The organism is Embleya sp. NPDC056575 (assembly GCF_042793325.1).
Classification (GTDB): domain Bacteria; phylum Actinomycetota; class Actinomycetes; order Streptomycetales; family Streptomycetaceae; genus Embleya.
On sequence record NZ_JBHTVA010000034.1, the window covers coordinates 1 to 22,230 of the forward strand.

The 22,230-nt window shown below is 70.9% G+C and carries 20 protein-coding genes and 1 pseudogene; 9 read left to right on the plus strand and 12 right to left on the minus strand.

The genetic code is table 11. The features are described from left to right. Positions 1 to 102: 102 nt before the first annotated feature. The 3 genes and pseudogenes from ACFRCG_RS25835 to ACFRCG_RS25845 form a co-directional block, all read right to left on the minus strand. Positions 103 to 1,098, minus strand: a complete 996-nt coding sequence (locus ACFRCG_RS25835) for an aldo/keto reductase (protein ID WP_380035459.1) — start codon at positions 1,096 to 1,098, stop codon at positions 103 to 105. A 98-nt stretch (positions 1,099 to 1,196) separates the two neighbouring features. Then, on the minus strand, positions 1,197 to 1,952 hold the full coding sequence (locus tag ACFRCG_RS25840) for an SDR family NAD(P)-dependent oxidoreductase (protein ID WP_380035462.1): 756 nt from the start codon (positions 1,950 to 1,952) through the stop codon (positions 1,197 to 1,199). A 52-nt stretch (positions 1,953 to 2,004) separates the two neighbouring features. Next, positions 2,005 to 2,250, minus strand: a pseudogene (locus tag ACFRCG_RS25845) (2-hydroxyhepta-2,4-diene-1,7-dioate isomerase); the annotation flags it as partial. Between the two features lie 460 nt (positions 2,251 to 2,710). Between ACFRCG_RS25845 and ACFRCG_RS25850 the strand changes: the two are divergent. After that, positions 2,711 to 4,033 carry an AGE family epimerase/isomerase gene (locus ACFRCG_RS25850; RefSeq protein ID WP_380035465.1) on the plus strand — a complete coding sequence of 441 codons (1,323 nt, stop codon included), beginning with the start codon at positions 2,711 to 2,713 and terminating at the stop codon, positions 4,031 to 4,033. Next, positions 4,030 to 4,956 carry a carbohydrate kinase gene (locus tag ACFRCG_RS25855; protein ID WP_380035468.1) on the plus strand — a complete coding sequence of 309 codons (927 nt, stop codon included), beginning with the start codon at positions 4,030 to 4,032 and terminating at the stop codon, positions 4,954 to 4,956. The genes ACFRCG_RS25850 and ACFRCG_RS25855 overlap by 4 nt, the downstream gene beginning before the upstream one ends. Positions 4,957 to 5,111: 155 nt before the next feature. On the opposite strand, the gene ACFRCG_RS25860 is transcribed toward ACFRCG_RS25855, so the two are convergent. Beyond that, positions 5,112 to 5,747, minus strand: coding sequence for a hypothetical protein (locus tag ACFRCG_RS25860; protein WP_380035471.1), 636 nt, complete (start codon positions 5,745 to 5,747; stop codon positions 5,112 to 5,114). Between the two features lie 505 nt (positions 5,748 to 6,252). Here ACFRCG_RS25860 and ACFRCG_RS25865 point away from each other — a divergent pair. Further along, positions 6,253 to 6,900 carry a helix-turn-helix domain-containing protein gene (locus ACFRCG_RS25865; RefSeq protein WP_380035474.1) on the plus strand — a complete coding sequence of 216 codons (648 nt, stop codon included), beginning with the start codon at positions 6,253 to 6,255 and terminating at the stop codon, positions 6,898 to 6,900. On the opposite strand, the gene ACFRCG_RS25870 is transcribed toward ACFRCG_RS25865, so the two are convergent. The 3 genes from ACFRCG_RS25870 to ACFRCG_RS25880 form a co-directional block, all read right to left on the minus strand. Then, positions 6,806 to 7,435 carry a GNAT family N-acetyltransferase gene (locus ACFRCG_RS25870; RefSeq protein WP_380035477.1) on the minus strand — a complete coding sequence of 210 codons (630 nt, stop codon included), beginning with the start codon at positions 7,433 to 7,435 and terminating at the stop codon, positions 6,806 to 6,808. The two genes, ACFRCG_RS25865 and ACFRCG_RS25870, sit on opposite strands and share 95 nt — an antisense overlap. A gap of 152 nt (positions 7,436 to 7,587) precedes the next feature. Then, a complete protein-coding gene (locus ACFRCG_RS25875) occupies positions 7,588 to 8,610 on the minus strand; it encodes a helix-turn-helix domain-containing protein (RefSeq protein WP_380035479.1) in 1,023 nt (340 codons plus the stop codon). Between the two features lie 411 nt (positions 8,611 to 9,021). After that, the gene (locus ACFRCG_RS25880; RefSeq protein ID WP_380035482.1) at positions 9,022 to 9,648 is read right to left on the minus strand and encodes a TetR/AcrR family transcriptional regulator; all 627 of its coding nucleotides are present in this window, start codon (positions 9,646 to 9,648) and stop codon (positions 9,022 to 9,024) included. 132 nt (positions 9,649 to 9,780) lie between these two features. Here ACFRCG_RS25880 and ACFRCG_RS25885 point away from each other — a divergent pair, with 132 nt between their 5' ends. Then, positions 9,781 to 10,875, plus strand: coding sequence for a Gfo/Idh/MocA family protein (locus ACFRCG_RS25885; RefSeq protein WP_380035485.1), 1,095 nt, complete (start codon positions 9,781 to 9,783; stop codon positions 10,873 to 10,875). Between the two features lie 84 nt (positions 10,876 to 10,959). On the opposite strand, the gene ACFRCG_RS25890 is transcribed toward ACFRCG_RS25885, so the two are convergent. Both ACFRCG_RS25890 and ACFRCG_RS25895 read right to left on the minus strand, forming a co-directional pair. After that, positions 10,960 to 12,573: an acetolactate synthase large subunit gene (locus ACFRCG_RS25890; protein WP_380035488.1), complete on the minus strand. Its 1,614-nt coding sequence runs from the start codon at positions 12,571 to 12,573 to the stop codon at positions 10,960 to 10,962. A 132-nt stretch (positions 12,574 to 12,705) separates the two neighbouring features. Continuing rightward, entirely contained in the window at positions 12,706 to 13,572 is an 867-nt protein-coding gene (locus tag ACFRCG_RS25895; RefSeq protein WP_380035491.1) for an alpha/beta fold hydrolase, read from the minus strand. A gap of 104 nt (positions 13,573 to 13,676) precedes the next feature. On the opposite strand from ACFRCG_RS25895, the gene ACFRCG_RS25900 reads away from it, so the two are divergent. After that, positions 13,677 to 14,156: a CGNR zinc finger domain-containing protein gene (locus ACFRCG_RS25900; protein WP_380035494.1), complete on the plus strand. Its 480-nt coding sequence runs from the start codon at positions 13,677 to 13,679 to the stop codon at positions 14,154 to 14,156. Positions 14,157 to 14,192: 36 nt separating this feature from the next. Here ACFRCG_RS25900 and ACFRCG_RS25905 read toward each other — a convergent pair whose 3' ends face one another. Both ACFRCG_RS25905 and ACFRCG_RS25910 read right to left on the minus strand, forming a co-directional pair. Then, positions 14,193 to 15,554 (minus strand): MFS transporter, encoded by a 1,362-nt coding sequence (locus ACFRCG_RS25905; protein WP_380035497.1) that lies wholly within the window; start codon positions 15,552 to 15,554, stop codon positions 14,193 to 14,195. After that, entirely contained in the window at positions 15,551 to 17,362 is a 1,812-nt protein-coding gene (locus ACFRCG_RS25910) for a CocE/NonD family hydrolase (RefSeq protein WP_380035500.1), read from the minus strand. Before ACFRCG_RS25910 ends, ACFRCG_RS25905 begins: the two co-directional genes overlap by 4 nt. A 33-nt stretch (positions 17,363 to 17,395) precedes the next feature. Here ACFRCG_RS25910 and ACFRCG_RS25915 point away from each other — a divergent pair, with 33 nt between their 5' ends. Next, positions 17,396 to 18,097 (plus strand): TetR/AcrR family transcriptional regulator, encoded by a 702-nt coding sequence (locus ACFRCG_RS25915; RefSeq protein ID WP_380035503.1) that lies wholly within the window; start codon positions 17,396 to 17,398, stop codon positions 18,095 to 18,097. Between the two features lie 154 nt (positions 18,098 to 18,251). On the opposite strand, the gene ACFRCG_RS25920 is transcribed toward ACFRCG_RS25915, so the two are convergent. After that, positions 18,252 to 19,241, minus strand: a complete 990-nt coding sequence (locus ACFRCG_RS25920) for a helix-turn-helix transcriptional regulator (protein ID WP_380035506.1) — start codon at positions 19,239 to 19,241, stop codon at positions 18,252 to 18,254. 112 nt (positions 19,242 to 19,353) lie between these two features. Here ACFRCG_RS25920 and ACFRCG_RS25925 point away from each other — a divergent pair, with 112 nt between their 5' ends. From ACFRCG_RS25925 to ACFRCG_RS25935, 3 genes are all read left to right on the plus strand, one after another. Beyond that, positions 19,354 to 19,821 (plus strand): VOC family protein, encoded by a 468-nt coding sequence (locus ACFRCG_RS25925; protein WP_380035509.1) that lies wholly within the window; start codon positions 19,354 to 19,356, stop codon positions 19,819 to 19,821. A 23-nt stretch (positions 19,822 to 19,844) separates the two neighbouring features. Then, complete coding sequence (locus ACFRCG_RS25930) at positions 19,845 to 20,834, plus strand: MsnO8 family LLM class oxidoreductase (RefSeq protein ID WP_380035512.1); 990 nt, start codon at positions 19,845 to 19,847, stop codon at positions 20,832 to 20,834. Between the two features lie 631 nt (positions 20,835 to 21,465). After that, positions 21,466 to 22,227 carry a serine/threonine protein kinase gene (locus tag ACFRCG_RS25935; protein WP_380035515.1) on the plus strand — a complete coding sequence of 254 codons (762 nt, stop codon included), beginning with the start codon at positions 21,466 to 21,468 and terminating at the stop codon, positions 22,225 to 22,227. Positions 22,228 to 22,230: the final 3 nt, after the last annotated feature.

Below are 22,230 nucleotides of genomic sequence, written 5' to 3' on the forward strand. Positions count from 1 at the left end.
GTGATCACGGGCCGACCTCCCCGAAGCCGCGTGTACCCGGTCCGTTCGGAACGCGTCGCACGGGCGCGGCGCGCCCGCCCCTTCACACGTCGTCCCCGGGCCTCATCCGGGCGGGGGGCCGGGGAGCGGGACGTCCGTCGGCAGCAGGCCTCGGGCATGCAGCGCGCGCCACATGCCTGCGGGGATGGGGTGGTCCATCATCGCGACGGCGTCCTCCGTCTCGCCGGCGCCGCGCGCTCCGATCAGCACTCCCGCGACGGCGGGATGACCGAGCGGGAATCGGAGTGCGGCGGCTCGCAAGGGGACGTCGAAGCTCTCGCACACTGCTTTCATGGCCAGAGCCCGTTCCAGCAGTCGCGGTGGGGCGGGGGCGTAGTCGAAGGTCGCGCCCGGCCGGGGGTCGGCCAGCAGGCCGGAGTTGAACACTCCGCCGATCAGGACGGACACGCCGCGGCGTGCGGCCTCGGGCAGGAGCGAGTCCAGTCCGCTGTGGTCGAGCAGGGAGTAGCGGCCGGCCAGCAGGATCACGTCGATGTCGGTGTCGCGGACGAACCGGGTCGATATCGCGGTCTGGTTCACGCCGGCGCCGATGGCGCCGACCGTGCCCTCCGCGCGCATGCGTTCCAGTTCCGGGTACGCGAGGTCGAGGGCTTGCCGCCGGTGGTTGTCCGGGTCGTGGAGGTAGACGATGTCCACGCGGTCCAGGCCGAGTCGGGTGAGGCTCTCCTCGATGCTCGTGCGCACGCCGCGGGCGGTGAAGTCCCATACCCGTTCGTGCGTGGCGGGGACGGCGAAGCCGTTCGCCAGGTCGTCCCCGGAAGGTTCGGTGCGCGGGCGCAGTAGGCGGCCGACCTTGGTGGAGAGCGTGTACTGCTCGCGCGGGCGGGTGCGCAGTGCCTGTCCCAGTCGGCGTTCGGACAGGCCCAGTCCGTAGTGGGGCGCGGTGTCGAAGCTGCGGATCCCGCACGCCCAGGCGGCGTCGACGGTGGCCGCGGCTGTCTCGTCGTCGATGGCGTGGAACAGATTGCCCAGGGGGGCGGCGCCCAGGGACAGTTCGGTGACCGTGGTGGCGGTGCGGCCGAGGGATGTGCTGCGCATGGTTTCGTGGGTTGCCTCTCACGGGGGCCGGCCGGACCACTCGGCGAGGGACGGCCGGTCCGGCCGGGCGTCGGGGTCGGCCGGCGGGGGTCGGGGGGTCAGCCGGCCGCGGGTCGTGGGCGGAGAGCGGCCATGCCGCCGTCGACGGCCAGCGCGGTACCGGTGGTCGAGCCCGCCGCGGGGCCGGCGAGGTAGACGATGGCGGCGGCGACCTCCCGCGCGGCGACCAGCCTGCCGTGGGGTTGCCGGGCGTTGAGGGCGGCGAGTTCGCCGGCCGGGTCCCGGGATTGTTCCAGCAGTCGGGTCACCCATGGGGTGTCGGCGGTGCCGGGGTTGACGCAGGTGACCCGGATGCCTTCTCCGACGTGGTCGGCGGCCATCGCCAGGGTCAGCGCGTAGACCGCGCCCTTGGTGGCCGAGTACAGGGCTCGTCGGGGCAGCCCGGTGGTGGCGGCGACCGAGCAGGTGTTCACGATCGCCGGGTGGGCGGATCGGCGCAGGTGCGGCAACGCGGCGCGGGTGGTGCGTACGACGCCGAGCACGTTGACGTCGAACACTCGATGCCACTGCTCGTCGGGGTTGTCCTCGACCGTGCCCTCGGCGCCGATTCCGGCGTTGTTGATCAGGATGTCCAGGCCGCCGAGCCAGGCCACGGCGGTGTCGACCGCGGCGCGCACGCTGTCGTCGTCGCCGACGTCGGCGGTGAAGCCGGCCCGGGATGGCGACGGTGCGCCGGGGGTCAGGTCGAGCACGGCCACCTTCGCACCGCGTTCGATCAGCAGTTCGGCGGTGGCTCGGCCTATTCCCGCGCCGCCGCCGGTCACGATGGCCCGTAGGCCCGTCAGTTCGGTCATGGTCGTCCTCTCACGCCGCGGCGCAGGTCTGCCGTTGGGTGCCGAGCCCGTCGATGGCGGCACCTGTCTCCCGCGCGTGATCGCGATGGTTCGGACCTATGCAGACGATCTTGCCGGGGCGGGCAACGGGGGCTCCGGTCCGTCGGTCGGTGCCGTCCGGTTCCGGAAGCAGGCCCCGGGCCGGTGCGGTTCGGGCCCGGGCCCGGGCCCGGGCCACACCGTCGCCCGCCAGGAAGCGGCCGTCGATCTCGGCGGTGATCGACGACAGGTCCACAGGTCCCACCCGTTGCAGTTTCATCCGAGAGCGTCCCTTCGGCCTCGCATCACGACGTGCCGGACTCTAGGAGCCTTGGTCCGGCGAGCACAAGCGGTACATCAGATGTATTTCCTCGCCAGGATGACCGCGACACGGCATTTATGCAGATCACAGAGGTATGGCAGAGCGTTTCGCCTGCAAATGATTCAGAAACATTTCCGGCGAGGTGTTGTTACGGACGGACGTCGCTGTCTAGAGTCGGTCGCGTCCGGGATCCGGGGGCGAACCCTTCGGCATGGCTCCCGCGGACGCGCTCCCTGAGGCGATCCGCGGACGTGCGGCCACCGCTCTCCCCCGTCGCGCCGACGGCCCGTGCGGCCGATCGCCGCGGGGGAACGTGCACGGCCCCCCGGACAGCACCGGCACCAGCTTTCCCCCGCACGCCGTTGTCGGCGCGGCGACCGGAATTCGGCGCGGCGACAGGAACGAGGTCAGACCCGACATGCAGACCGGACGGCCGGGAACACCCGGCGAACCACGGTGGCTCGACGCCGAGTTCGATCGATTGATCGCCTTCGCCCGCGGCGCACGCCTGGCCGACGGCGGGTTCGGCCGGCTCGACGACGTCGGTGTGCCCTCCTCGGACGACACCGTGCACACGTGGATCACCGCGCGGATGACCCACGTGTTCGCCCTCGCCCACCTGCGCGGTGTCCCCGACGCCGCCCCGCTCGTGGATCACGGGGTCGTCGCGCTGTCGAGCCTGCTGCGCGACGCCGGGCACGGCGGCTGGTACACGTCCGTCCACCGCGACGGGCGGCCGGTGGCCACGGAAAAGCGCGCGTACGACCACGCCTTCGTCGTCCTCGCCGCCGCCGGCGCCTCGATCGCCGCGCGTCCCGGCGCCGACGAACTCCTGGGCGAGGCCCTGGAAGTCGTCGAACGCCGTTTCTGGAGCGAGACCGAGCACGCCTGCGTCGAAACGTGGGACCGCGCGTGGGCCTCGTGCGAGGCCTATCGAGGCGCCAACAGCAACATGCACGCCGTGGAGGGCTTCCTCGCCGCGGCCGACGCGACGGGCGACCCGGTGTGGCGAACGCGCGCGCTGCGCATCGCCGAACGTGTCGTCCACGAACACGCGCGCGGCAACGCATGGCGGCTGATCGAGCACTTCGACGTCTCCTGGCGCCCGGCGTACGAGTACAACCGCGATCGCCTCGACGACCCGTTCCGCCCGTACGCCGCCACGGTCGGGCACTGGTTCGAGTGGGCTCGACTGCTGGTCTCCCTGGCCGCGTGCGTACCCGATCCACCCGGGTGGCTGCTCGACGACGCCGCCGCGCTGTTCGCCGCCGGGGTGCGCGAGGGCTGGCACGCCGACGGCCGCGCGGGCTTCGTGTACACCGTGGACTGGGACGGGAAACCGGTCGTACGCACGCGCATGCACTGGGTCCTCGCCGAGGCCGTCATGGCCGCCGCGGCGCTGCACGAGGCGACCGGCGACCCCGACTACGACCGCTGGTACCGAACCTGGTGGGCCCACGCCGAGACGTTCTTCGTGGACCCGGCGCACGGCAGCTGGCATCACGAGCTGGACGCCGACAATCGGCCCTCGGCCACCGTGTGGTCCGGCAAACCCGACGCCTACCACGCCGTACAGGCAACCCTGCTGCCCCGATTGCCCGCCGCACCAGCGCCCGCCGAGGCACTGCGGCGCGGGCACCTGATCGACGGAGCGCGCGTGCTCCCGAGGGGCGACGAGCCACCCGTGCGACGCGTTCCGAACGGACCGGGTACACGCGGCTTCGGGGAGGTCGGCCCGTGATCACCGTGGTGGGCGAAAGCCTTGTCGATCTCGTCCGGTCCGACGGCGGTACACCGGTGGCCCGTCCCGGGGGAAGTCCGGCCAATGTCGCCGTCGGACTCGGGCGGCTCGGCGCGCCGGTCCGCCTGGTCACCGCGTTCGGCCGGGACACCCACGGTGCGCTGCTCGCCGAACACCTGGCGGCGAGCGGGGTGAGCGTGGTCCCCGGATCGGTGCACGACGGTCCGACCGGCGTCGCACGGGCGCGGGTGGACGGTTCCGGAGCGGCGTCGTACGACTTCGACGTCACCTGGGATCCGGGCAAAACCCTCCCGATGACGGACTGCACCTGCCTGCACACCGGGTCGATCGCGGCGACCCTCGCACCGGGCGCGTCCCTCGTGCGCTCGCTCGTCGAGCACGCCCGAGCCCGGCGACGAGGGCGGGGACGCACGACCGTGTCATACGACCCGAACTGCCGTCCCGCGCTGATGGGCGATCCCGCTTCGGCGCGCGCCCGGATCGAGTCGCTCGTGGCACTGGCCGACATCGTCAAGGTGAGCGAGGAGGACCTCGCCTGGCTCCACCCCTCCCGCGACTTCGCCGACGTGGCGGCCGACTGGCTGGGTCGCGGGCCGGCCATGGTGGTGGTGACACTGGGCACGGAAGGCTCGTACGGTCTGTGCCGGGCCGGCGCCGTCTCCGTCCCGGCGGTCCCGGTCACGCTCGTGGACACGGTCGGCGCCGGCGACGCCTACACCTCCGGTCTGCTCGACGCGCTCCGCCGCCGAGGTGTCCTGGGCACCGAGGACCCGGCCGCCCGCCTGCACCCGGACCTGCTGGCGGACGTGCTGGCCGAAGCGTCCCTGATCTCCGCCCTGACCTGCGCCCGCGCGGGCGCCGATCCGCCGACCGCGACCGAGGTGGCGGCGTTCGGCCCTTGAGCACGCGATGGCGAACCGACCGGGGGCGAGAGGGTACACCCCCGACGAAAGCGTGGAAGGAACGCTACGCCGGCAGGGCGGGTATCCAGGGGACCATCCGCCATGCCGTCGCCGTCGGCCGCATGCCACGCAGCCGTTGCCGCCGGGGGCGGCGGCTATCCGAACAGGTTCCGAACGACGTTGCTCCTGGCCTCCCTGATCAGCACGTCGAGCGAGGAGCTCTCGAGGTCGCGGGGGTGTTGTTCGTTTCGTTGTTGTGGTGTCTCCGGTGTGGCGATCCAGAACGGGCTTCCGCCGGCCGCGGCGACGACCAGGTCGAAGCGCAGGTCGCCGGCGCACCACAGGACACCGCGACCGTCGGTCATCGCCACCCACACGCTTTGGGGCATCTTTGTCCGAAACGTCGCCGCCGCGCTCCCATCGGGTGCGAGCAGTGACAGTCGTCGCTCGGTGATCCTTCCTTCGATGTCGTCCACGCGGCATGGCCACACCTGCCAGGCTTGGCCGCGTAGCAGGACCGCGCCCGTACCGACCCGATCCGCCCGCCCCTTGAACATCGCCGCCACGAAAGCAACCGCCAGGCAGACGGCCATCACGGTGTAGTGAATCCGCGTGTCGAGGTCGACGGCGAACATCAGCACCGTCGTCAACGGGAGGATTACCAGGGGTACCGCTATTCCGGCGTAGACGATGAGCACGGTGCGCCGACCGCGGACCAACTCGTCCTGGACGCCCGGGGTGTGGATCGCCGCCTGCGACGACACCTGGTATCCGTATTCTCGCGCCAACATTCGCACTCCCGTGGTCGTTCGTATGCGTCTACGTCAACGTGCCGCCGCGACGCACGAGGTCTTGCTCAATGTCGGACCGCGACCGGGCGGAACCGAACCGTTGTCAGTCGTCGGTGATCACGGCATGATCGATTCATCTCTCCACAACGCTGTTGCGGTTGTTGCCCCTCGAGCGACCGGGTTCGACGCGGGCGGTATCAAGACTGCTGCGGAGCCGGGGTGGTCGGCTTGTACGAAGGCGCACTCTCGGGCCGGGTCGATGTTCGTAACGGAGGTTGGAATGTCCACGGATTCGAAGGATGGGGGCGGATACGCGGAGCGGTGCCCCTCCGGACGGTTACGCGACCATGTGGTGATGTTCAGGGGACATCGCACCACGGGACGGGGACCGCTCAGGCTCACTCTTCCCTCGGCCACCGTGACGTTGATCCTGGGGTGGGGAAATCCGCTCCACTTGGTCCATGAGGCCCGGAGCGCGCCCGCGGTGCGAACGACGTGGCATGCGATGCTCGCCGGTCTGCGGCTGTCGTCGATCAGGGGTGGATACGAAGGCGTCGCGGAGGCGATCGAGGTGGAGTTCACTCCGCTCGGCGCGTACATGTGCCTGGGTTTGCCGCTGCACCACCTGGCCGACCATCACGTACACCCGGATGCGGTGTTGGGCGCCGGCTGGTCCGCCGGACTCACCGAGCAACTCGTCGCGGTGCCGGATTGGGAAGGGCGCTGGGCGGTCCTCGAGGACGCCTTGGCGCGGCGGATGGTGGACGCGCTGCCGCCGTCGCCGATCGTCGCGGAAGCGTGGAGTCGGTTGCGCGCATCTCACGGGCGGTTGTCCGTCCGGGATCTGGCCGCGGCGACAGGCCGGAGTCCGCGGCGGCTTCAGGTGCTTTTTCGCGAACAGATCGGGCTCCCACCGCAATCCGTCAGCCGGATCCTGCGGTTCCAACGGGCGCTGACTCTGCCCTCGGACGCGTGCCGGTCACTGGCCGACCGGGCGGCCGCGTGCGGCTACCACGACCAGGCACACATGAACCGCGACTTCCGTGACCTGGCCGGACTCACCCCCGCGCGGCTGTGCCTTCTTGCGGACCGTGCCGCCCCTCGTCGCAAAGCTCCCGTCGAGGGGCGGTTGGCGGACGTCTTCGATCACTGAAACCGCCACCCACCGGGCCCGAATGCCCGCTCGGCGGCGCCGCGACTCCTCGCCGGTGCTGCCGGGTCGCGACAGGCTTGATGTACCGGTGGCAGGGGACGAGGACCGGACCCGTCACGGCGTCGGCCGGATAGTCGAACAGGCCTTCGTCCACCCAGCCGTTGCGTGCGTAGAACCTGCGGGCCCGGGCGTTGCCGCTCACGACGGCCAACCACGCCCGACGATGGCCGCCGGCACCGACAAGGTGCTCGGCTTGCGTCAGCAGTAGGTCCCCCACCCCCCTGCCGCGGTGCTCCTTCGATACGTAGACCTGTTCCACCTCGTCGTCGATCACGGTCACGAAACCCACAACCGCTCCATCGATGTCGACGACCATCGTGGCGTCCATACGTTCCAGCGCCCGTGTCCTGAACGACGACGCGCCGCGGACGGCGACGAGAGCCTCGGGAACGTGCCCCAAGTGGCCATCGCGCCAACCTCGTTGCCAGATCTCCGCGATCCTTTCCACATCGTTGGGGCTTGCGGGCCGAAGCATCGAGAACTCCTTTGTCGAGCCTTGTCGTCGAGGGGCTTTTCCGCGTGACCAGGGGACTCGGTCCTCTCGGCGGACGACACTCCCCGGCCGGAGTCGACCATCGCGAGATCGCAAGGCCGACGCCTGGCGGGAACCAGCTTGCCGAGAGGTGGTCAGGAAGTCGTTGTCGTGGCCCGCACCGTTGTTGTCCGTTCGCGCACGGCGTCGCTGTGATGATGGCTTCGGTACTGTCCGGGGGGCATGCCGTACGCGGATCGAAAGACGCGGCTGAAGTTGGCTCCGTCCTTGAAGCCCCACCGGGTCGCGATGGCCAGGACCGAACGCGAACTCAGGGCGGGGTCGGCCAGATCACGCCTGCAGCGCTCGAGCCGACTCCTGCGGATCCAATCGGCCACCGTGAGGCCCTGATCCTGAAAGAGCTTGTAGAGGTAGCGCGTGGAGATTCGGTGAGCTGCGGCAATGGTGTCCGGCGAGAGGTCGGGGTCGCCGAGGTGTGCTCGGATGAACGCGTGAACCTGTGCCTGTATCGCCCTTCGATGTGTCTCCGGCGGCAAGGTGCCGTTGGATTCCAGCTCGTGTGCGCACAGAGCGGCGGACAGGTCGATGGTGATGGCCGCCAGACGGGCGGCGTCCGCCGGGGTATAGCCGGCGGCGTTCGCGACCAAGCTGTCGAGATGACCGGCGAGTAGCGCGCCGAGCCCGTCCCGACTCGCCACGGGAGCCGCGAGGAGCGGGCCGAGAGTCTCCGCTCGGACGGGGAACAGCTTTCTGGGCACCTGCAGGATCAGGCAGCCGGCGACCGTCTCCGCTCCGGCGGTCGCCCACGCGGTGAAGGGTCGCGAGGTGTCGTAGTAGACCAACGTCTTCGACGTCAGCACTGTCTCACGACCCGCCTGGGCGACTCCTATCCGTCCGAGCCGAGGGAACACGAAGTAATAGACGCCCGGGTCCGACCGTCGGATCAGTTTCGAGGTCCGCGTCACGTGCAGCGGACTGTACGTCAGTGTCGATATCTGCACGGAGCCGAGATCGAGACGGCGTATCGAGCCCCGGAAGTCGTCCTGATGGTCGGTGTGGATCAGCGTCGGCAGATGAGACTTGGTTCCGGCGTCGTACCAGCTTGCCCAGCGGTCCTGCCTCGGTAAAACGTCGGTGGTGAACGTGTCTTCGATCATCACCTCTCCCTTCGGTCCGCCGGTTTTCCGTTGCCGGCCACGTCATGGCGCAACGTCCCTTCCAGGGCGATACGTTGCGCTCCCGGAGCGGCCCGCGCCGGGCGCCGCGCGGCGCGTGTCCATAGTGGTGTGGCCGCTGAGCGGTCGCCTTGTACGAAGGCGCACTCCGCGACCGGGGCGTGGACACCACGTCGACGGCCGCGATGGCCGAGCTCGCGGATCTTTCTGGAGTTCGCGCTCGTCTACAGCAACGACCGGTTCCGGCTGCCGTGCGATCCGCCCGTCGGCACACTTGGGAATGGTCGTTCGCATGACCGGCGTCCCGGTACGTTCGGCCGCCTTGGTCGACGGTGAGTCCACGCACGCGGCTCGTTCCGGGATTCGACCGGTACGTCCGGGGGCGACGAGTGCCTACCCCGTGCCGCGGGGCTCGGGGGTGGCCGGTGCGCGCAGGCCGGTCAGGATGATGCGCAGGTTTCGGCGCCATTGGTCGGCGCTGGGTTCGAGGCCGATGGTGTGATCGGTGGGGATGGCCGTGGCGAGTACGAAGGGGACGTCGCGCCAGTCGATGTCGTCGCGGATGACGCGGGTTCGTTGGCCCCGTCGGACCAGGTGACGGACCGCCGCTCCGAGGCGGGCGATGTGCGGCTCCAGGTCCAGGCGGTCCTCGCCGCGGCCGGACAACACGTCGTGCAGGCCGCAGCTCGACGTGCGCAGCCGTACGTACGCCTCGGCGAACTCGACGAACCCCTGCCACGCGTCGGGGGCGTCGAGCGCGGTCCGGGCCCGTTCGGTCATCTCGTCGATGGTGTCGGTGAGGATGGCGGCGAGCAGGGCGTCCAATGACGGGATCCGCCGATACAGCGTGCCCAGACCCACGCCCGCGCGTTGCGCGATGTCGCGGGTGGTGATGGCGAGTCCCTGTTCATCCAAAGCCCGGCGGGTCGCGGCGACCAGGCGCTCGACGTTGCGTCGGGCGTCCGCGCGGGGGCGGGTCTCGCCCTCTGCGAGCAGCGCGGCGACTGCGGATTCGTGCACGACCGCAGCTTAGGCCGTATGCCGTGGATCGGTCCGATCCGGTCCGGGCGAGGCAAGGAAGCGGGTCGGCATGTTCCGGTTCTGCTATCGTAAATAAACGGAACAATGTGACCCGGTTATGGAGGTACAAGCATGCCCGAGCCGATCGGCGTCGGAATCCTCGGCGCGAACCCGGATCGAGGATGGGCCGCCCGCGCGCACATCCCCGCGATCACCGCGTCGGCGCACTTCACACTCGCGGCCGTCGCCACCACCCGCGAGGACAGCGCGGAGGCCGCGCGCGTGCGATTCGGCGCCCGCCACGCGTTCACCGACGCGCGCCGGCTCGCCGCGCATCCCGACGTCGACCTCGTGGTGGTCGCGGTGAAGGTGCCGGCACACGTCGAGCTGGTCACCGCCGCGCTCGACGCCGGCAAACACGTGTACTGCGAATGGCCCCTGGCCACCACGGCCGAGGAGGCCGCCGCCCTCGCCGCCGCCGCGCGGCGGGCGGGTGCCCACGCCACCGTCGGCCTGCAGGCCCGGTTCTCGCCGGCCGTACTCAGGGCGCGGGCCACGATCGCCGAAGGTCGGCTCGGCACCGTGCGGTCGGCGACCGTGTACAGCTCCCGCGCCAAGGGCAACACCCGCGACGTCCCCGACTGGACGGCCTACACCTACGACCACCGCAACGGCGCCGGCCTGGTCGAGGTCCTCGGCGGACACGCCCTCGATCTCGTGCGATTCCTGCTCGGACCGATCCGCGACCCGTCGATGCGTACGGCCATACGTACCGAAGGGCATCGTGTCGCCGAAACCGGCGCGCCGATCGCCGTCACCGCGCCCGACCAGTTCCTCGCCCACGCCGAAGTCGACGGCGGCGCGGTCGTGTCCGTGCACCTGCGGGACGGCGCCACGGCCATTCCGGGGACGCGTGTCGAGATCGCCGGCACCGCGTCGAACCTGCTCTTGACCTCCGCGCCCGAGCACGACCCGTGGGCCGCGCAGATCCAGATCGGCCGACTCGACCTGTACGAGTCCCGAGCCGAACGGCCGGAGTGGACGCCCGTCGCCCTCGACCCGGACTCCGCCGACACGTTGCCGATCGAGGCGGCCAACGTCGCGCGGGTGTACGAGCGGATCGCCGCCGACCTTCGCGAAGGCACGCACACCACACCCGACTTCCACGCCGCCCGGGAACTGCACACGCTCCTCGAACAGGCACCCCGACCCCGCCTCCGGGCCTGATCCGGGCCACTGATTCCGCCCCCGGATTCGGCTCGGCCACCACTCGACGGACCGCCGCGTGGTGCCGTCGTGTGAGCGCTCGGGCTACAACTGCGGCGGCAGCATGGCTTCGATGAGGTGGGGGCCGGGTTCGGACAGGGCGTGCTCGAACTGCCGGGCCAGTTCCTCGGCGGTCCGGGCACGGGTGGCGGGTACGCCCATGCCGTGCGCGAGGGAGACGAAGTCCAGGTCGGGGCGGGACAGGTCGAAGAGTTGGGCGGATGCCTCGGCGGTGGCGCCGACGCGTTGCAGTTCGGCGCGCAGGATCGCGTAGGAGCTGTTGTTGAGGATCACGGTCGTGATGTCGAGGTGTTCACGGGCGTGGCTCCACAGGGCGGACAGGGTGTACATGGCGCTGCCGTCGGCCTGGAGGCAGATCACGGGACGGTCCGGGCGGGCGATCGCGGCGCCGGTGGCCGACGGCAGTCCCTGGCCGATCGACAGACCGGTCAACCCGAGCACGTCGTGGGGCGGTGAGCCGGCTGTGGCCGTGTGGAGGGTGGCCATGCCCGCCGTGATGGACTCGTCGCAGACGATGGCCTCCTCGGGCAGCAGGGCTCCGATGACCGCCGCCCAGTTGTCGACGCTCAGCTCACCGCGCGGCAGTGGTGGCGGCGACAGCTCGGCGAGGACCGGCTCGGTGTCCGGCGCGACGTGGTCGGCCAGTGTTTCCAAAGCCAGTACGGTGTCGGCGCCTTCGTCCTCGGCGAGGACGTGCACCCGGGTATCGGGGGGCGTCGGCAGACTGCTGCGGTCGGGGTAGGCGAACGAGGTGACCGGTGTGCGTGCGCCGCAGAGGATGAGGTGCCGTGCGTCCCGGAGTTGGGCGGTGATGTGCTCGCCTCGGTACGCGAGGGGTTCGACGGATGGCACCCCGGCGCCTCGGCGTTGGCGGGCGGCCCAGTTCCGCGAGAGCAATCGTGCGCCCGTGGCGCGCTCGATCCGGCTCGCCGCGCGCAGTCCCCGCTCGCTCAACGCCCGGCCGTCCAGCAGCAGGACGCACGGTTCTCCCGAGCGCAGCACACGGGCGATGGAGCGCACGTGCTGTTCGGAAGGCGCGATAGGGGCGGGTATCTTCACCGGCCGAGCCGGTCGGCCGCCCGCCGACCAGGACAGGTCCGCCGGGACGATGAGGGTCGAGACGGACCCGGACGTGCCGGTTCGGGAGGAGTCCTGTCCGACCTCCCCGGCGCCCTCGAAGGAGGTCAGTGCCGCCGCGACCGCGTCGGCCGCGTCGGCGCCCAGCGCCTCGGTGGTCGTGGAACGCCGCACCCACGTGGAGACCGTGCCGGCGAGCGCGTCGATATCCGACTCCAGCAGGGAATCCAGACCCTTGTGGCCGATGGCGTGATCGCCCACGACGTTCACCACCGGGGTGTTCGCGCGGCGGGCGTTGTGCAGGTTCGCGAGCCCGTTGGCCAACCCGGGCCCCAGGTGCAGGAGCGTCGCGGCCGGGCGCCCCGTCATCCGTCCGTATCCGTCGGCCGCACCGGTGGCGACCCCCTCGAAGAGGCACAGCACCCCGCGCATCCGCGGCAGGTCGTCCAGCGCGGCCACGAAATGCATCTCGGACGTGCCCGGGTTCGCGAAACAAACCCGCACATCGCTGTCCACCAACGTGCGCACCAACGCATGCGCGCCACTCGTTCCCTGCACCATTGCTCCTTGCCGTGTCCACATATCCATCGATCGCCCGCGACCTCGTGAGCGGTGACCTCACCACGCATCCACCCTGGCACGGCATCAACCTCGGGGTCGGAACCGAACACCTTCCATGCGTAGCGAAACGCGCTATCCCAGCACCCGCCCGAGGAAGCCGCGCAGATGACTCGCGACGACGTCCAGGTGGCTCTCCAACAGGAAGTGGCCGCCGTCGATCAGGTGCACCTCCACGTCCTCGGCGTCGCGGGCGAAGGCTCGCGCGCCGGCCGGGCCGAAGATCTCGTCGTTGCGGCCCCACACGGCGAGCACCGGGACGTCGTTGGTGCGCAGGAATTCGTGCAGCGCCGGGTAGAGCGGGCGGTTGTTCCGATAGTCGCGGAACAGCGCCAGTTGCACCTCGTCGTTGCCCTCGCGGGAGACGAGGGCGAAGTCGTGCTCCCAGGTGTCCGGGCTGACCAGGCTCGGGTCGGGCACGCCGTGCAGGTATTGCCAACGGATGGCGTCGAGGCCCAGCGCGGCGCGGACGGCGGGTTCGGTGTCGGGACCGGGGTTGTCCCCGTAGGCCCACACGTCGGTCCAGAACGACTCGACGAAGCCGTCCTCGTACCCGTTGCCGTTCTGGGTGACGACGGCGGAGACGCGTTCGGGGTGCCGGAGTGCGAGGCGCCACCCGATGGGGGCTCCGTAGTCCTGGACGTAGAGGGCGTAGCGGTCCAGGCCCAGGTGGTCGAGCAGTGCGGAGGTGATTTCGGCGAGGGCGTCGAAGGTATAGGTGAACTCCTCGACGAGGGGGGCGTCGGAGTGGCCGAAGCCGAGATGGTCCGGCGCGATGACGTGGTAGTCGTCCGCCAGTAGCGGGATGAGTTCGCGGAACATGAACGAGCTGGTCGGGTAACCGTGCAACAGGACGATCGCGGGGGCGTCGGCGGGACCGGCCTCGCGGTAGAAGATCTCATGGCCGTCGACGGTGGCGGTCCGGTGGTGCACCGGGCTCATCTCTAACCCCTTCAAGTATTTGATTCGGTTAGGTCTTCGTCATGCAAACACGGGCCGCGATAACCTGTCAAGTGACGTGATCCGGTTAGAAGGGAGCGGTGCCGATGGACACGCTGCTGGACCTGCTCAACAGCAGGCCACTGGTCAACGGCAAGGAACAGGACGCGCTCGGCGACCCGGCCGAAGGCAGACGCTGGGCCCGGGAGCACGGCGGCGAAGGCAGCCTCGCGGAACTGGCCCTGCTGCGCGAGGCGCGGGACGTCCTGCAGGACGTGGTGCGCGGAAAACGCCCGCCCGCCGCATTGGGCCCGCTGCTCGAAGGGGTCCGCCGGGTCCCGGAGATCACCGCGGACGGTCTTCGGTGGACGGTCCAGACGCCACCGCACGCCCGGCCGGCCGTCGAGGCGGTTCTCGCCTGGGCCGCCACCGAGGAGCAACTGCCCGGCCGGCTGCGCCCCTGCGCCAACGACGAGTGCCGGCTGTTCCTGCTCGACCGCAGCCGCGCCAACCGCGCCCGCTGGTGCTCGATGGCCGTCTGCGGCAACCGCGCGAAGGCACGCCGCCACTACGAACGCACCCGATGACCCCTCCCCCACGCACGGTAGTGCCCCGACGCGGTGCTACCGGCGTACCGCGCCCGGTTGTACCGGTGGTCGGGGCGCGCGCACGGTGTTGTGGATCTGCCGGCCGCACCACATGCCCGGGAGAATCCACACGGCGGTCCCCAGGGACATCAGCACGGTGATGGCGTGACGTGCTCGGGCATCCGGGTGGTCTCCGCCGTCGTACCCGGCGAGGGACAGGATGAGGGCGGTGATCCAGACGACGCCCGCGGCGAGTGTGGTCTGGGCGAAGGCCGCCAGGCCGTAGAGGGTGCCTTCACGGCGTTCCCCGGTGCGGGCCGATTCGGTGTCGGCGATGTCGGGGAGAAGGGCCCAGCCGGTGACGGCGACCGCCATACTGCCGGCCGAGCTGAGCAGGATGAGCGTCCAGAACAGGACGTCGTCGCCCCGGCCCGGGACGACGAACAGGCACTGCACCACGGCCCAGCAGCCGGTGAACAGCAGGTATGTGCGGGGCTTGCCGATCCGGTCGGTCATCAGGCGCACCAACGGCAGCCACGCGAGTCCGGCGGCGAACCAGGTGAGCATCACCAGGGACGCGGTCTGCTCGCTGTAGCCCATGACATGGATGCCGTAGTACACCGCGACCGCGCCCGTGACACTCAACGGTGCCCAACCGAACGCGAGCATGCCCAGCGTCAGTCGCACGGTCCTGGACTCGCGAACCATCGCCATGCCGTCGCGTGGTCGCACCGTCGCCGGTTCCGCCGCCAGGTCGCGACCGCGCGCCGTCGCCCAGGTCGCCAACAGTCCGCCGGTGGCCGACAGGGCGCATACCGCCGCGGCGGCCGACCAGCCGGCCTTCTCGCTCCCGCCCAGGGCGTCGCCGAGTACCTCGTGGAGCGCGAGCGGGGTGATCGCGCCGACGAGTGCGCCGAGTTGCGAGAAGGCGGTGCGGACGCTCGACAGGGCGGTGCGCTCGGTCGGGTCGGTACTCAGCTCGGCGCCGAGGGCTCCGTACGGTACGTAGAAGACGGTCAGACTGGTGAACCAGGCCAGTGCGACCGCGGTGTAGTAGGCGGCACGGGCGACGCCCGTCAGGCCGAAGTCGGTGAACAGCAGCCAGGACGCCGCCGTGTACGGGATCGCCGCGGCCGCCAGGAAGGGGAGTCTGCGTCCGTGGCGCGAGCGCAGGCGATCCGAGCGCAGGCCGACGTACGGCTGCAGGATCGCGTTCCATACCGTGCCCAGCGCCACCACCGTTCCGCCGAGCGCGGCGGACGCGCCGACGACGTCGGTCACGTAGTAGAGGAACAGCGTGGAAACCGCCGTCCACATCACGGCGTTGGCCCACTCGCCGCCTCCGTACCCCCACCGCACCCGTCTGGGCAGTGCCTGGGCGTCCGCGGCGCGCGTCATGCCGTTCCCCCCACAACGCGCAGGTCCAGGTGGGACGCGGCGGCCGCGTCGTGATGGATCGTCGTCGTGCCCGCACGGGTGTTGCGGTCCCAGCGGTCGAAGGCGCTGCCGGATATCTCGACGCCGATCCGATGACCCGCGCGAAAGCAATGCCCGGTGGCCCCCAGGCTGACGTACGCGGCATAGGGGCGCCCCGGTTCCACCGGCGTGGGCGCGCCGGCGGGGTCGCGGTGCGTCAGGCGCCGGATGCCTTCCTGGACGAGCTGGGCGGCGCCGTCGGGGGCGATGTCGATCAACGAGACGGTGACGTCCGCGTCGGTCGCGGTCGTGGAGGCGTGGATCGTGGCCGTGATCGGTCCGACGACGACCGTGTCGTCCGTCAGCGGATCGCCGCGGTAGACCAACACGTCGGGGCGCGTGTGGAGATCGCGGCGGTCTGCCAGCGTTTTGGTCATCGACCACAGATCCTTGCCTTCCCACGGCGCCGCCGGGTCGGCCGGGTCGTAGGCGAACCGTGCCGCGTGCTCGGTGACCTCGGGTTCGCCGGCGGTGAGTTCGCGGTTGCCCCGCAGGTAGAGGCGCAGTTCGGTGGTGTCGCGCGGCGGCCACGCGTCATCGGTGTGCCAGCGGTCGGCTCCGGTGACGTACGCCCGTACCCGGGGTCCGTCGAGCTCGACGGGTATCGCCGTCGACTCGCCGGTTCGGGCGAGGACCTCGTCCGTGAACGCCAGCACCCGGTCCCAGGAGCGGGCGCCGGCCGGGATCGGAATGCGGCCAACTGTGCCGTCGAAGTCGCAGCTCGTCTCGTGGTCGGTCGGGCCGATCACCAGGCGCCTGAGGTGCGCCAGGTCCGGGCGGCGCTCTTGGAGCTCGGTCCAGCATTGGAGCGTGCCGGGCAGCAGGTTGTCGTACCAACCGCTCCACACCATCGTCGGCACCTCGACGCGGTCGAGCAGGTGCCGGAAATCGTGCGCGTTCCAGAAGTCGTCGTCGCGCCCGGTGCGTCGGGGGCGGTCGACGAACTCGCGGTAGAGCCCGCCGGGCAGTCCGGCCGCGTCCGCGATCTCCCGCACCGGCAGATGCCGGGTATCGAAGCGGTGCCAATTGAGGAACCCGCGCCCGGCCTGGTCGCACGCCCACATCGCGGTGCTGCCGAGGCACAGTGCGCCGCCCTCGAACAGCAGCGTGTGCATGTCAAGGCCCATGTCGCCCGGCGAGACGCAGACCAGCGCGGGATGGCCGGACGCCGCGGCGGCCCACTGGGTGAAGGCGTAGTAGGACTCGCCGGTCATCGCCACCCGGCCGTCACACCAGGGTTGGTCGGCCACCCAGTCGATCGTGTCGTAGCCGTCGTCGACCTCGTGCACGAACGGACGCCACCGGCCCTGCGAACCGAATCGGCCGCGGACGTCCTGCACCACCGCCGCATAGCCGCGCCGGGCCCAGAAGCGGCCGACGGCGGGCATGTACGCGTACGCCTCGCGGATCCCGTACGGCATCCGGATCAGCATCGCCGGGTGCCGGTTCCCGGACGGCCGTGCGGTGCGGTCGGCCGGCAGGTAGACGTCCGTCAGCAGGCGCACGCCGTCGCGCATCGACACCATCGCGCCTCGCATCACCCGCACCCTGGGGAAACGCTCCGGCGACGCCGAGGGCAGTTCCTTGAACGGCAACGCGAGATGTTTCGCGCCGACCAGACATGCCCGGGTCATCCCCCACTTTGCGTCCGCAATGAGATGCTTCATCCGTGTCTCCCGTTCGCGACGTGCCAGGCGGGTGACGCTAGTCGGCGCGGAACGCGCGATCATGGGAAGAATTCGCCGGCATCCCAACGGAGTGGCATGGACACATCACCCGGCACGCCCCAGCCTCGCCGCGGACGCGGTCGACCGCGCGAGGTCGTGCGTCGGACCCCCGGGGAAGGCACTCCGCTGGACCGTCGCCCCGCGGACTCTCCACGGACGACCGCCGCGATCCTCGACGCCGCGCACCGGGTCCTGCTCCGCGCCGGGACGACCGGGCTGACGCTGGTCGCCGTCGCTCGCGAAGCCCACGTCGACGTGACCACGGTCTCGTACCACTTCGGCACCCGGCACGGCCTCATCGAAGCCCTGATGGACCGGCTCTACCAGGAACAGGCGGCCGACTTCGCCGCCAAGGCCCGCGAACTGCGCCCCGGGCGCGAGCGCTGGCAGGCGTACCTCGACGGCGTCGAACGCATGTGTCAGGACGGCGACGCGACGCGCGCGTACTTCGCCATCGCCGTGCTCGGCCTGCACGACGACGCGTTGCGCGCCCGGCTCGCCAAACTGAACGCCTGGACGGTCCGCGCGTTCGTCGACACCGTCCACGGCGACACCGCTTCGCACGAGCGTCCGATGCCGGATCCCGAACGCCTGCGCGTCATCGGTGAGTTCGTCTACGCGGCCGTCGACGGCATCGAGCTCCACCACGCACTCGGCGACCGCACGTACCCCCTGCCCGACCTGCTCGCCGTCCTCGACGACGTTGTTACCCGGCTGCTCGCGCAGGACAGCCCCTGACCCGCGCGAACGCCCGAGGCACGGCCACGGGTGGGAGCCGCGCAGCGGGACGGGAGAGGAAGGCCGACCCGTCTCCGGGGTCGTGGTCCGGCCGCACGTCCCGAGGCCGGCCGTCCTCGCGGCCGTGGAGTTCGCCGGCATCCGGCCTGCCGCCCTATCGGGTCCCTGCGGCGCGGCCGGCGCGGCGGGACAGCTCCGCGAACGCCGCGCGCAGTTCCGGCGGGGCGACCACCTCGATCTCGGTGTCGAAGCGGGCCAACGCCGCCGCGAGGGCGGCCCAGGACCAGGATCCCGTCGTCAGCCTGGTCCGGTCGGCGTCGAGTTCCTCGACGGCGCCGTCACCGGCGAACGGGGCCACCTGCGCCACCGGCAGGCCGAGGATCACCTCGCCACGGCACGGCCAGGCGTCCGCGCTCTCGGAACCCTTGAACCGGGCCGACAGGAAGGCGATCACGTCGCCGCCCGGCACTTCACGGGGAACGAACCGCGGCCCGTTCGGGACCCGCGGTGTCATCCGATCGACCCGGAAAGTGCGCCAGTCGTCCCGGTCGGGGTCCCAGCCGACGACGTACCAGCGCCCGGCCCGCGCCACCAGGTGATGCGGCTGCACCCGGCGCGGCGGGCGCGGCTCGGCGTCCTCGGCGCGCCCCGGTGAGCGGTAGTCGAAGCGCAGCTCCTCCCCCGCGCGGACCGCCGCACTCAGCGTCAGCAGGATCCCGGTATCGACCTGCGCATCGACACCGTGCCCGGCCGCGCTGATCTCGAGGGCGTCGACCCGCTGCCGCAACCGCGACGGCAGCACCTGTCGCACGCCGGCCAGGGCCCGCGCGGCCGCCTCCTCGATGCCCGCGCCCGTCCCGACGGCGATCCGCAACGCCACCGCCAGCGCGACCGCCTGCTCCTCGTCGAACAGCAGCGGCGGCACCTGGCTGCCCGCTTCGAGCCGGTAGCCGCCGTCGGGGCCCTTGATCGCCTGCACGCGATACCCCAGCTCGCGCAGCCGGTCGACATCGCGGCGCACGGTTCGCTCGCTGACGCCCAGGCGCTCGGCGAGCACGCCGCCCGGCCAGTCGCGGCGGGCCTGAAGCATCGACAGCAGCGCCAGCAGCCGGCTGGAGGTCGTCGTCGAGGAGGCGATCGGCATGTCTTCACCATGGCACACATAGCGGACGTTCTGTGACCTGTACTGCTGCCATCGTCGGTTCTGTCGCCGGAAACCTCCGGCACGCACACCACTCGCGAAGGACCGGAACACCATGTCGCTCAACGCCGTCGCACACCTGAACTTCCACGGCCAGGCCCGCGAAGCCCTGGAGTTCTACCGGTCGGTCTTCGGCGGCCGGCTCACCGTCGCCACCTACGCCGACTTCGGCATGCCCACCGAACTGCCCGGCGCCACGAACGTCGTGTTCGGCCGGATCGTCGCCGACAACGGCTTCCGCGTCATGGCCTACGACGTACCCGGCGAACACACCCCGACCACCCCCGCCGCCCCCACCACCCGTCGGGAGAACGGCACCACCATCACCCGCGAACCGTTCTTCCTCTCCGTCCGCGGCGACAGCATCGACGAGGTCACCCCCATCTGGGACGGCCTCGCCAAGGGCGCCACCGTGATCGAGGCGTTCGGACCCGCCCAGTGGGCACCCGCCTTCGGGATGCTCGCCGACCGCTTCGGCGTCACCTGGATCGTCGACGTCGCGGCCGAGTACACCCAGGCCTGACCGTTGAAATGGGGACTCACCTCATGCCGATCCCACTGTCGGCGTTGGACCTCGTGATCGCGGAGCAGGGACGCACCGCCGCCGAGTCGCTCGGCGCGACCAGCCGAACCGTGCTTCGTCTGGACGATCTCGGATATCGGCGTATCTGGTTCGCCGAGCATCACGGAACCGACCTTTCCGCGAGCGTGGTACCGGCGGTTCTGATCGCGCACTTCGCGGCACGGACCAGCAGGATTCGACTCGGGTCCGGCGGTGTTCTGGCACCGAACCACGCGCCACTGGCGCTCGCGGAACAGTTCGCCACACTGGCGACGCTGCATCCGGATCGCATCGACATGGGCATGGGCCGCGGACCGGGTACCTTCGACCAATCGATCGTGCGGGCGCTGCGCCGAGGCGGCGAACCGAGCACGGACGTGGAGTACGGCGAAGACGTGGCCGCGGTGCTGCGCTACCTTTCCGGCGAAGGCGGCGTACAGCTGATCGCGGGCCGGCAACCGGACAAGGGCGGCACCCGTCCGTGGCTGCCGGCGTCCGGCCCGGCCAGTGCGGAACTCGCGGCGCGACTGGGGCTGCCGATCGCGCTGGCGCACCACATCCGGCCGGACCGGACCATCACCACGGCGGCGCGTTACAGGGAACTGTTCACGCCATCACGGTGGGCGGACCGGCCCTACGTGATGGTCGCGGTCGAGACGGTCGTAGCGGACACCGAGGCGGAGGCCGCGCGCTTGGCCCGACCGACCGACGTCGCGAGATCCAAGCAGACCTCGTCAGCGCTGCTGTCCCCGGAAGAAGCGGCCGTCCACGAGATTCCGGAAGAGACGCGGCGCTACGTGGAAGCCACCGGCGCGGAACAGGCACGCGGCACGGTGACGACCGTACGGCGACGGTTCGCGGAGATCGTCGAGCAGACCGGTGCGGACGAACTGATGCTGTACGCCTCCGTCTACGATGCCGACGCCCGGATCCGCTGCTATGAACTGGCCGCGAAAGCCGCCGGGTGGGCATAGGCCCACGCGGTCGGAGGCGGATACTCCGGGTGGCCGAGGGCCGCACAGGCGGGCCTGGCCACGGGCCGATGGCGAAGGCCGGGGCGGAGTCGGATCCTCGTGGCCGCACGCGTGGTGCGGCCACGGGCGGCGCGGCTTCGGGCCGATCGCCGGCAGGCGGTCGGGCAGATGGGGCCCGAAGCCGTGCCGGGCGCGCGGCGCGGCACCCCGGCGAGGGCCGGGAACACGGCGCCACCGATGCGTGGCGCCGGGGCGAACCCTGACCGGATCGAACCAGCGGGCGCCTCGGCGTCGCCGGGTTCCACCGCCTTGCGCTCGGCGGACGAGTTGATTCCATCGCACCGCGATCGGACCACTGCGCCGCCGTTCGGTGGCCCACACCGCCCACGAACCCGATCGCCCTGCTTCGCGCGCGGTCGAACCGCCCTTTGTGCAAAGGGACATGCATGGCGACCACGGCCCTGCCCGACCCGAGCCATGTGCGGACTCCGGTGGTCCGATCGGAGCGTGCCTTCCGGCCGCGTGTGCGCGCGTCCCCGGCCGGGGGCCGAGTGGCGATGTTCCGTGTCCCGTCACCGAGCGTCGACCGGCGTTATCATGCTCGCATGTTGCGGGGGTACGGGGGTACGTGGTGGATACGGTCATCGTGCAGTTGCCGGACCAGGAGCCGGGGATGGCAGGGGATGTGTCGGGCGGGCCCGCGGTGTTGCGCCTGGGGCCGGGGGAGAGTGCCGACTTCGGGCGTGGAGCGCCCGATGCGCCCGTATCGATCGTGTTGCCCGATCCCGGGGTGTCGCGGCGGGCCGGGGAACTGGTCGCCACCGAGGACTATTGGCGATTGTCCAACTTCAGCCGCACCGCGACCTACGTCGTGGAAAACCTGGAAGGCGCCGGGGAATACCTCAAGGTCGCGCCCGGTCGGCTCGGCGCTCCGGTGCCGTTCGAGTTCTCCCGCCTGGTGCTCCCGGTTGCCGACGGCGACGTGTCGTTCAAGGTGTTCGCCCCCCAACACGCCTATCTGGACCGGGATTCGCAACCTCGCGGCGGCGAACTGACGACCAGTGCGTTCGCGCTCGATCCCACGTCCAAGTATTTCCTGGTCCTGCTCGCGCTGTGCGAACCACGCCTGCGCGGCGTGCTCGACGCGGCGACGCCCGGCGCCGGCGAGGTGTTGGAACGCCTGCGCCCGCTCGCCGGGCACGCGGATCTGACCCGTTCGGCGATCAATTACCACATCGACTACCTCGCCTCCACCAAACTGCGCCTGCGGGAGGCCACCGCAGACGAGGCCGGGCGCACCGGACACAAGCGCGAGCGCCTGGTGACCCTGGCGCTGCGCTTCGACCTCGTGCGGGAGGAACACCTGGCGCTGTTGCCGCCACGCGGCAGGTGATCC

Bases quoted from the DNA above. Each gene is read 5' to 3' on its own strand.
- ACFRCG_RS25835 (WP_380035459.1), bottom strand. From the start codon at position 1,098: ATGCGCAGCACATCCCTCGGCCGCACCGCCACCACGGTCACCGAACTG.
- ACFRCG_RS25840 (WP_380035462.1), bottom strand. From the start codon at position 1,952: ATGACCGAACTGACGGGCCTACGGGCCATCGTGACCGGCGGCGGCGCG.
- ACFRCG_RS25850 (WP_380035465.1), top strand. From the start codon at position 2,711: ATGCAGACCGGACGGCCGGGAACACCCGGCGAACCACGGTGGCTCGAC.
- ACFRCG_RS25860 (WP_380035471.1), bottom strand. From the start codon at position 5,747: ATGTTGGCGCGAGAATACGGATACCAGGTGTCGTCGCAGGCGGCGATC.
- ACFRCG_RS25865 (WP_380035474.1), top strand. From the start codon at position 6,253: ATGCTCGCCGGTCTGCGGCTGTCGTCGATCAGGGGTGGATACGAAGGC.
- ACFRCG_RS25870 (WP_380035477.1), bottom strand. From the start codon at position 7,435: ATGCTTCGGCCCGCAAGCCCCAACGATGTGGAAAGGATCGCGGAGATC.
- ACFRCG_RS25875 (WP_380035479.1), bottom strand. From the start codon at position 8,610: ATGATCGAAGACACGTTCACCACCGACGTTTTACCGAGGCAGGACCGC.
- ACFRCG_RS25885 (WP_380035485.1), top strand. From the start codon at position 9,781: ATGCCCGAGCCGATCGGCGTCGGAATCCTCGGCGCGAACCCGGATCGA.
- ACFRCG_RS25890 (WP_380035488.1), bottom strand. From the start codon at position 12,573: ATGGTGCAGGGAACGAGTGGCGCGCATGCGTTGGTGCGCACGTTGGTG.
- ACFRCG_RS25895 (WP_380035491.1), bottom strand. From the start codon at position 13,572: ATGAGCCCGGTGCACCACCGGACCGCCACCGTCGACGGCCATGAGATC.
- ACFRCG_RS25900 (WP_380035494.1), top strand. From the start codon at position 13,677: ATGGACACGCTGCTGGACCTGCTCAACAGCAGGCCACTGGTCAACGGC.
- ACFRCG_RS25905 (WP_380035497.1), bottom strand. From the start codon at position 15,554: ATGACGCGCGCCGCGGACGCCCAGGCACTGCCCAGACGGGTGCGGTGG.
- ACFRCG_RS25910 (WP_380035500.1), bottom strand. From the start codon at position 17,362: ATGATCGCGCGTTCCGCGCCGACTAGCGTCACCCGCCTGGCACGTCGC.
- ACFRCG_RS25915 (WP_380035503.1), top strand. From the start codon at position 17,396: ATGGACACATCACCCGGCACGCCCCAGCCTCGCCGCGGACGCGGTCGA.
- ACFRCG_RS25920 (WP_380035506.1), bottom strand. From the start codon at position 19,241: ATGCCGATCGCCTCCTCGACGACGACCTCCAGCCGGCTGCTGGCGCTG.
- ACFRCG_RS25925 (WP_380035509.1), top strand. From the start codon at position 19,354: ATGTCGCTCAACGCCGTCGCACACCTGAACTTCCACGGCCAGGCCCGC.
- ACFRCG_RS25930 (WP_380035512.1), top strand. From the start codon at position 19,845: ATGCCGATCCCACTGTCGGCGTTGGACCTCGTGATCGCGGAGCAGGGA.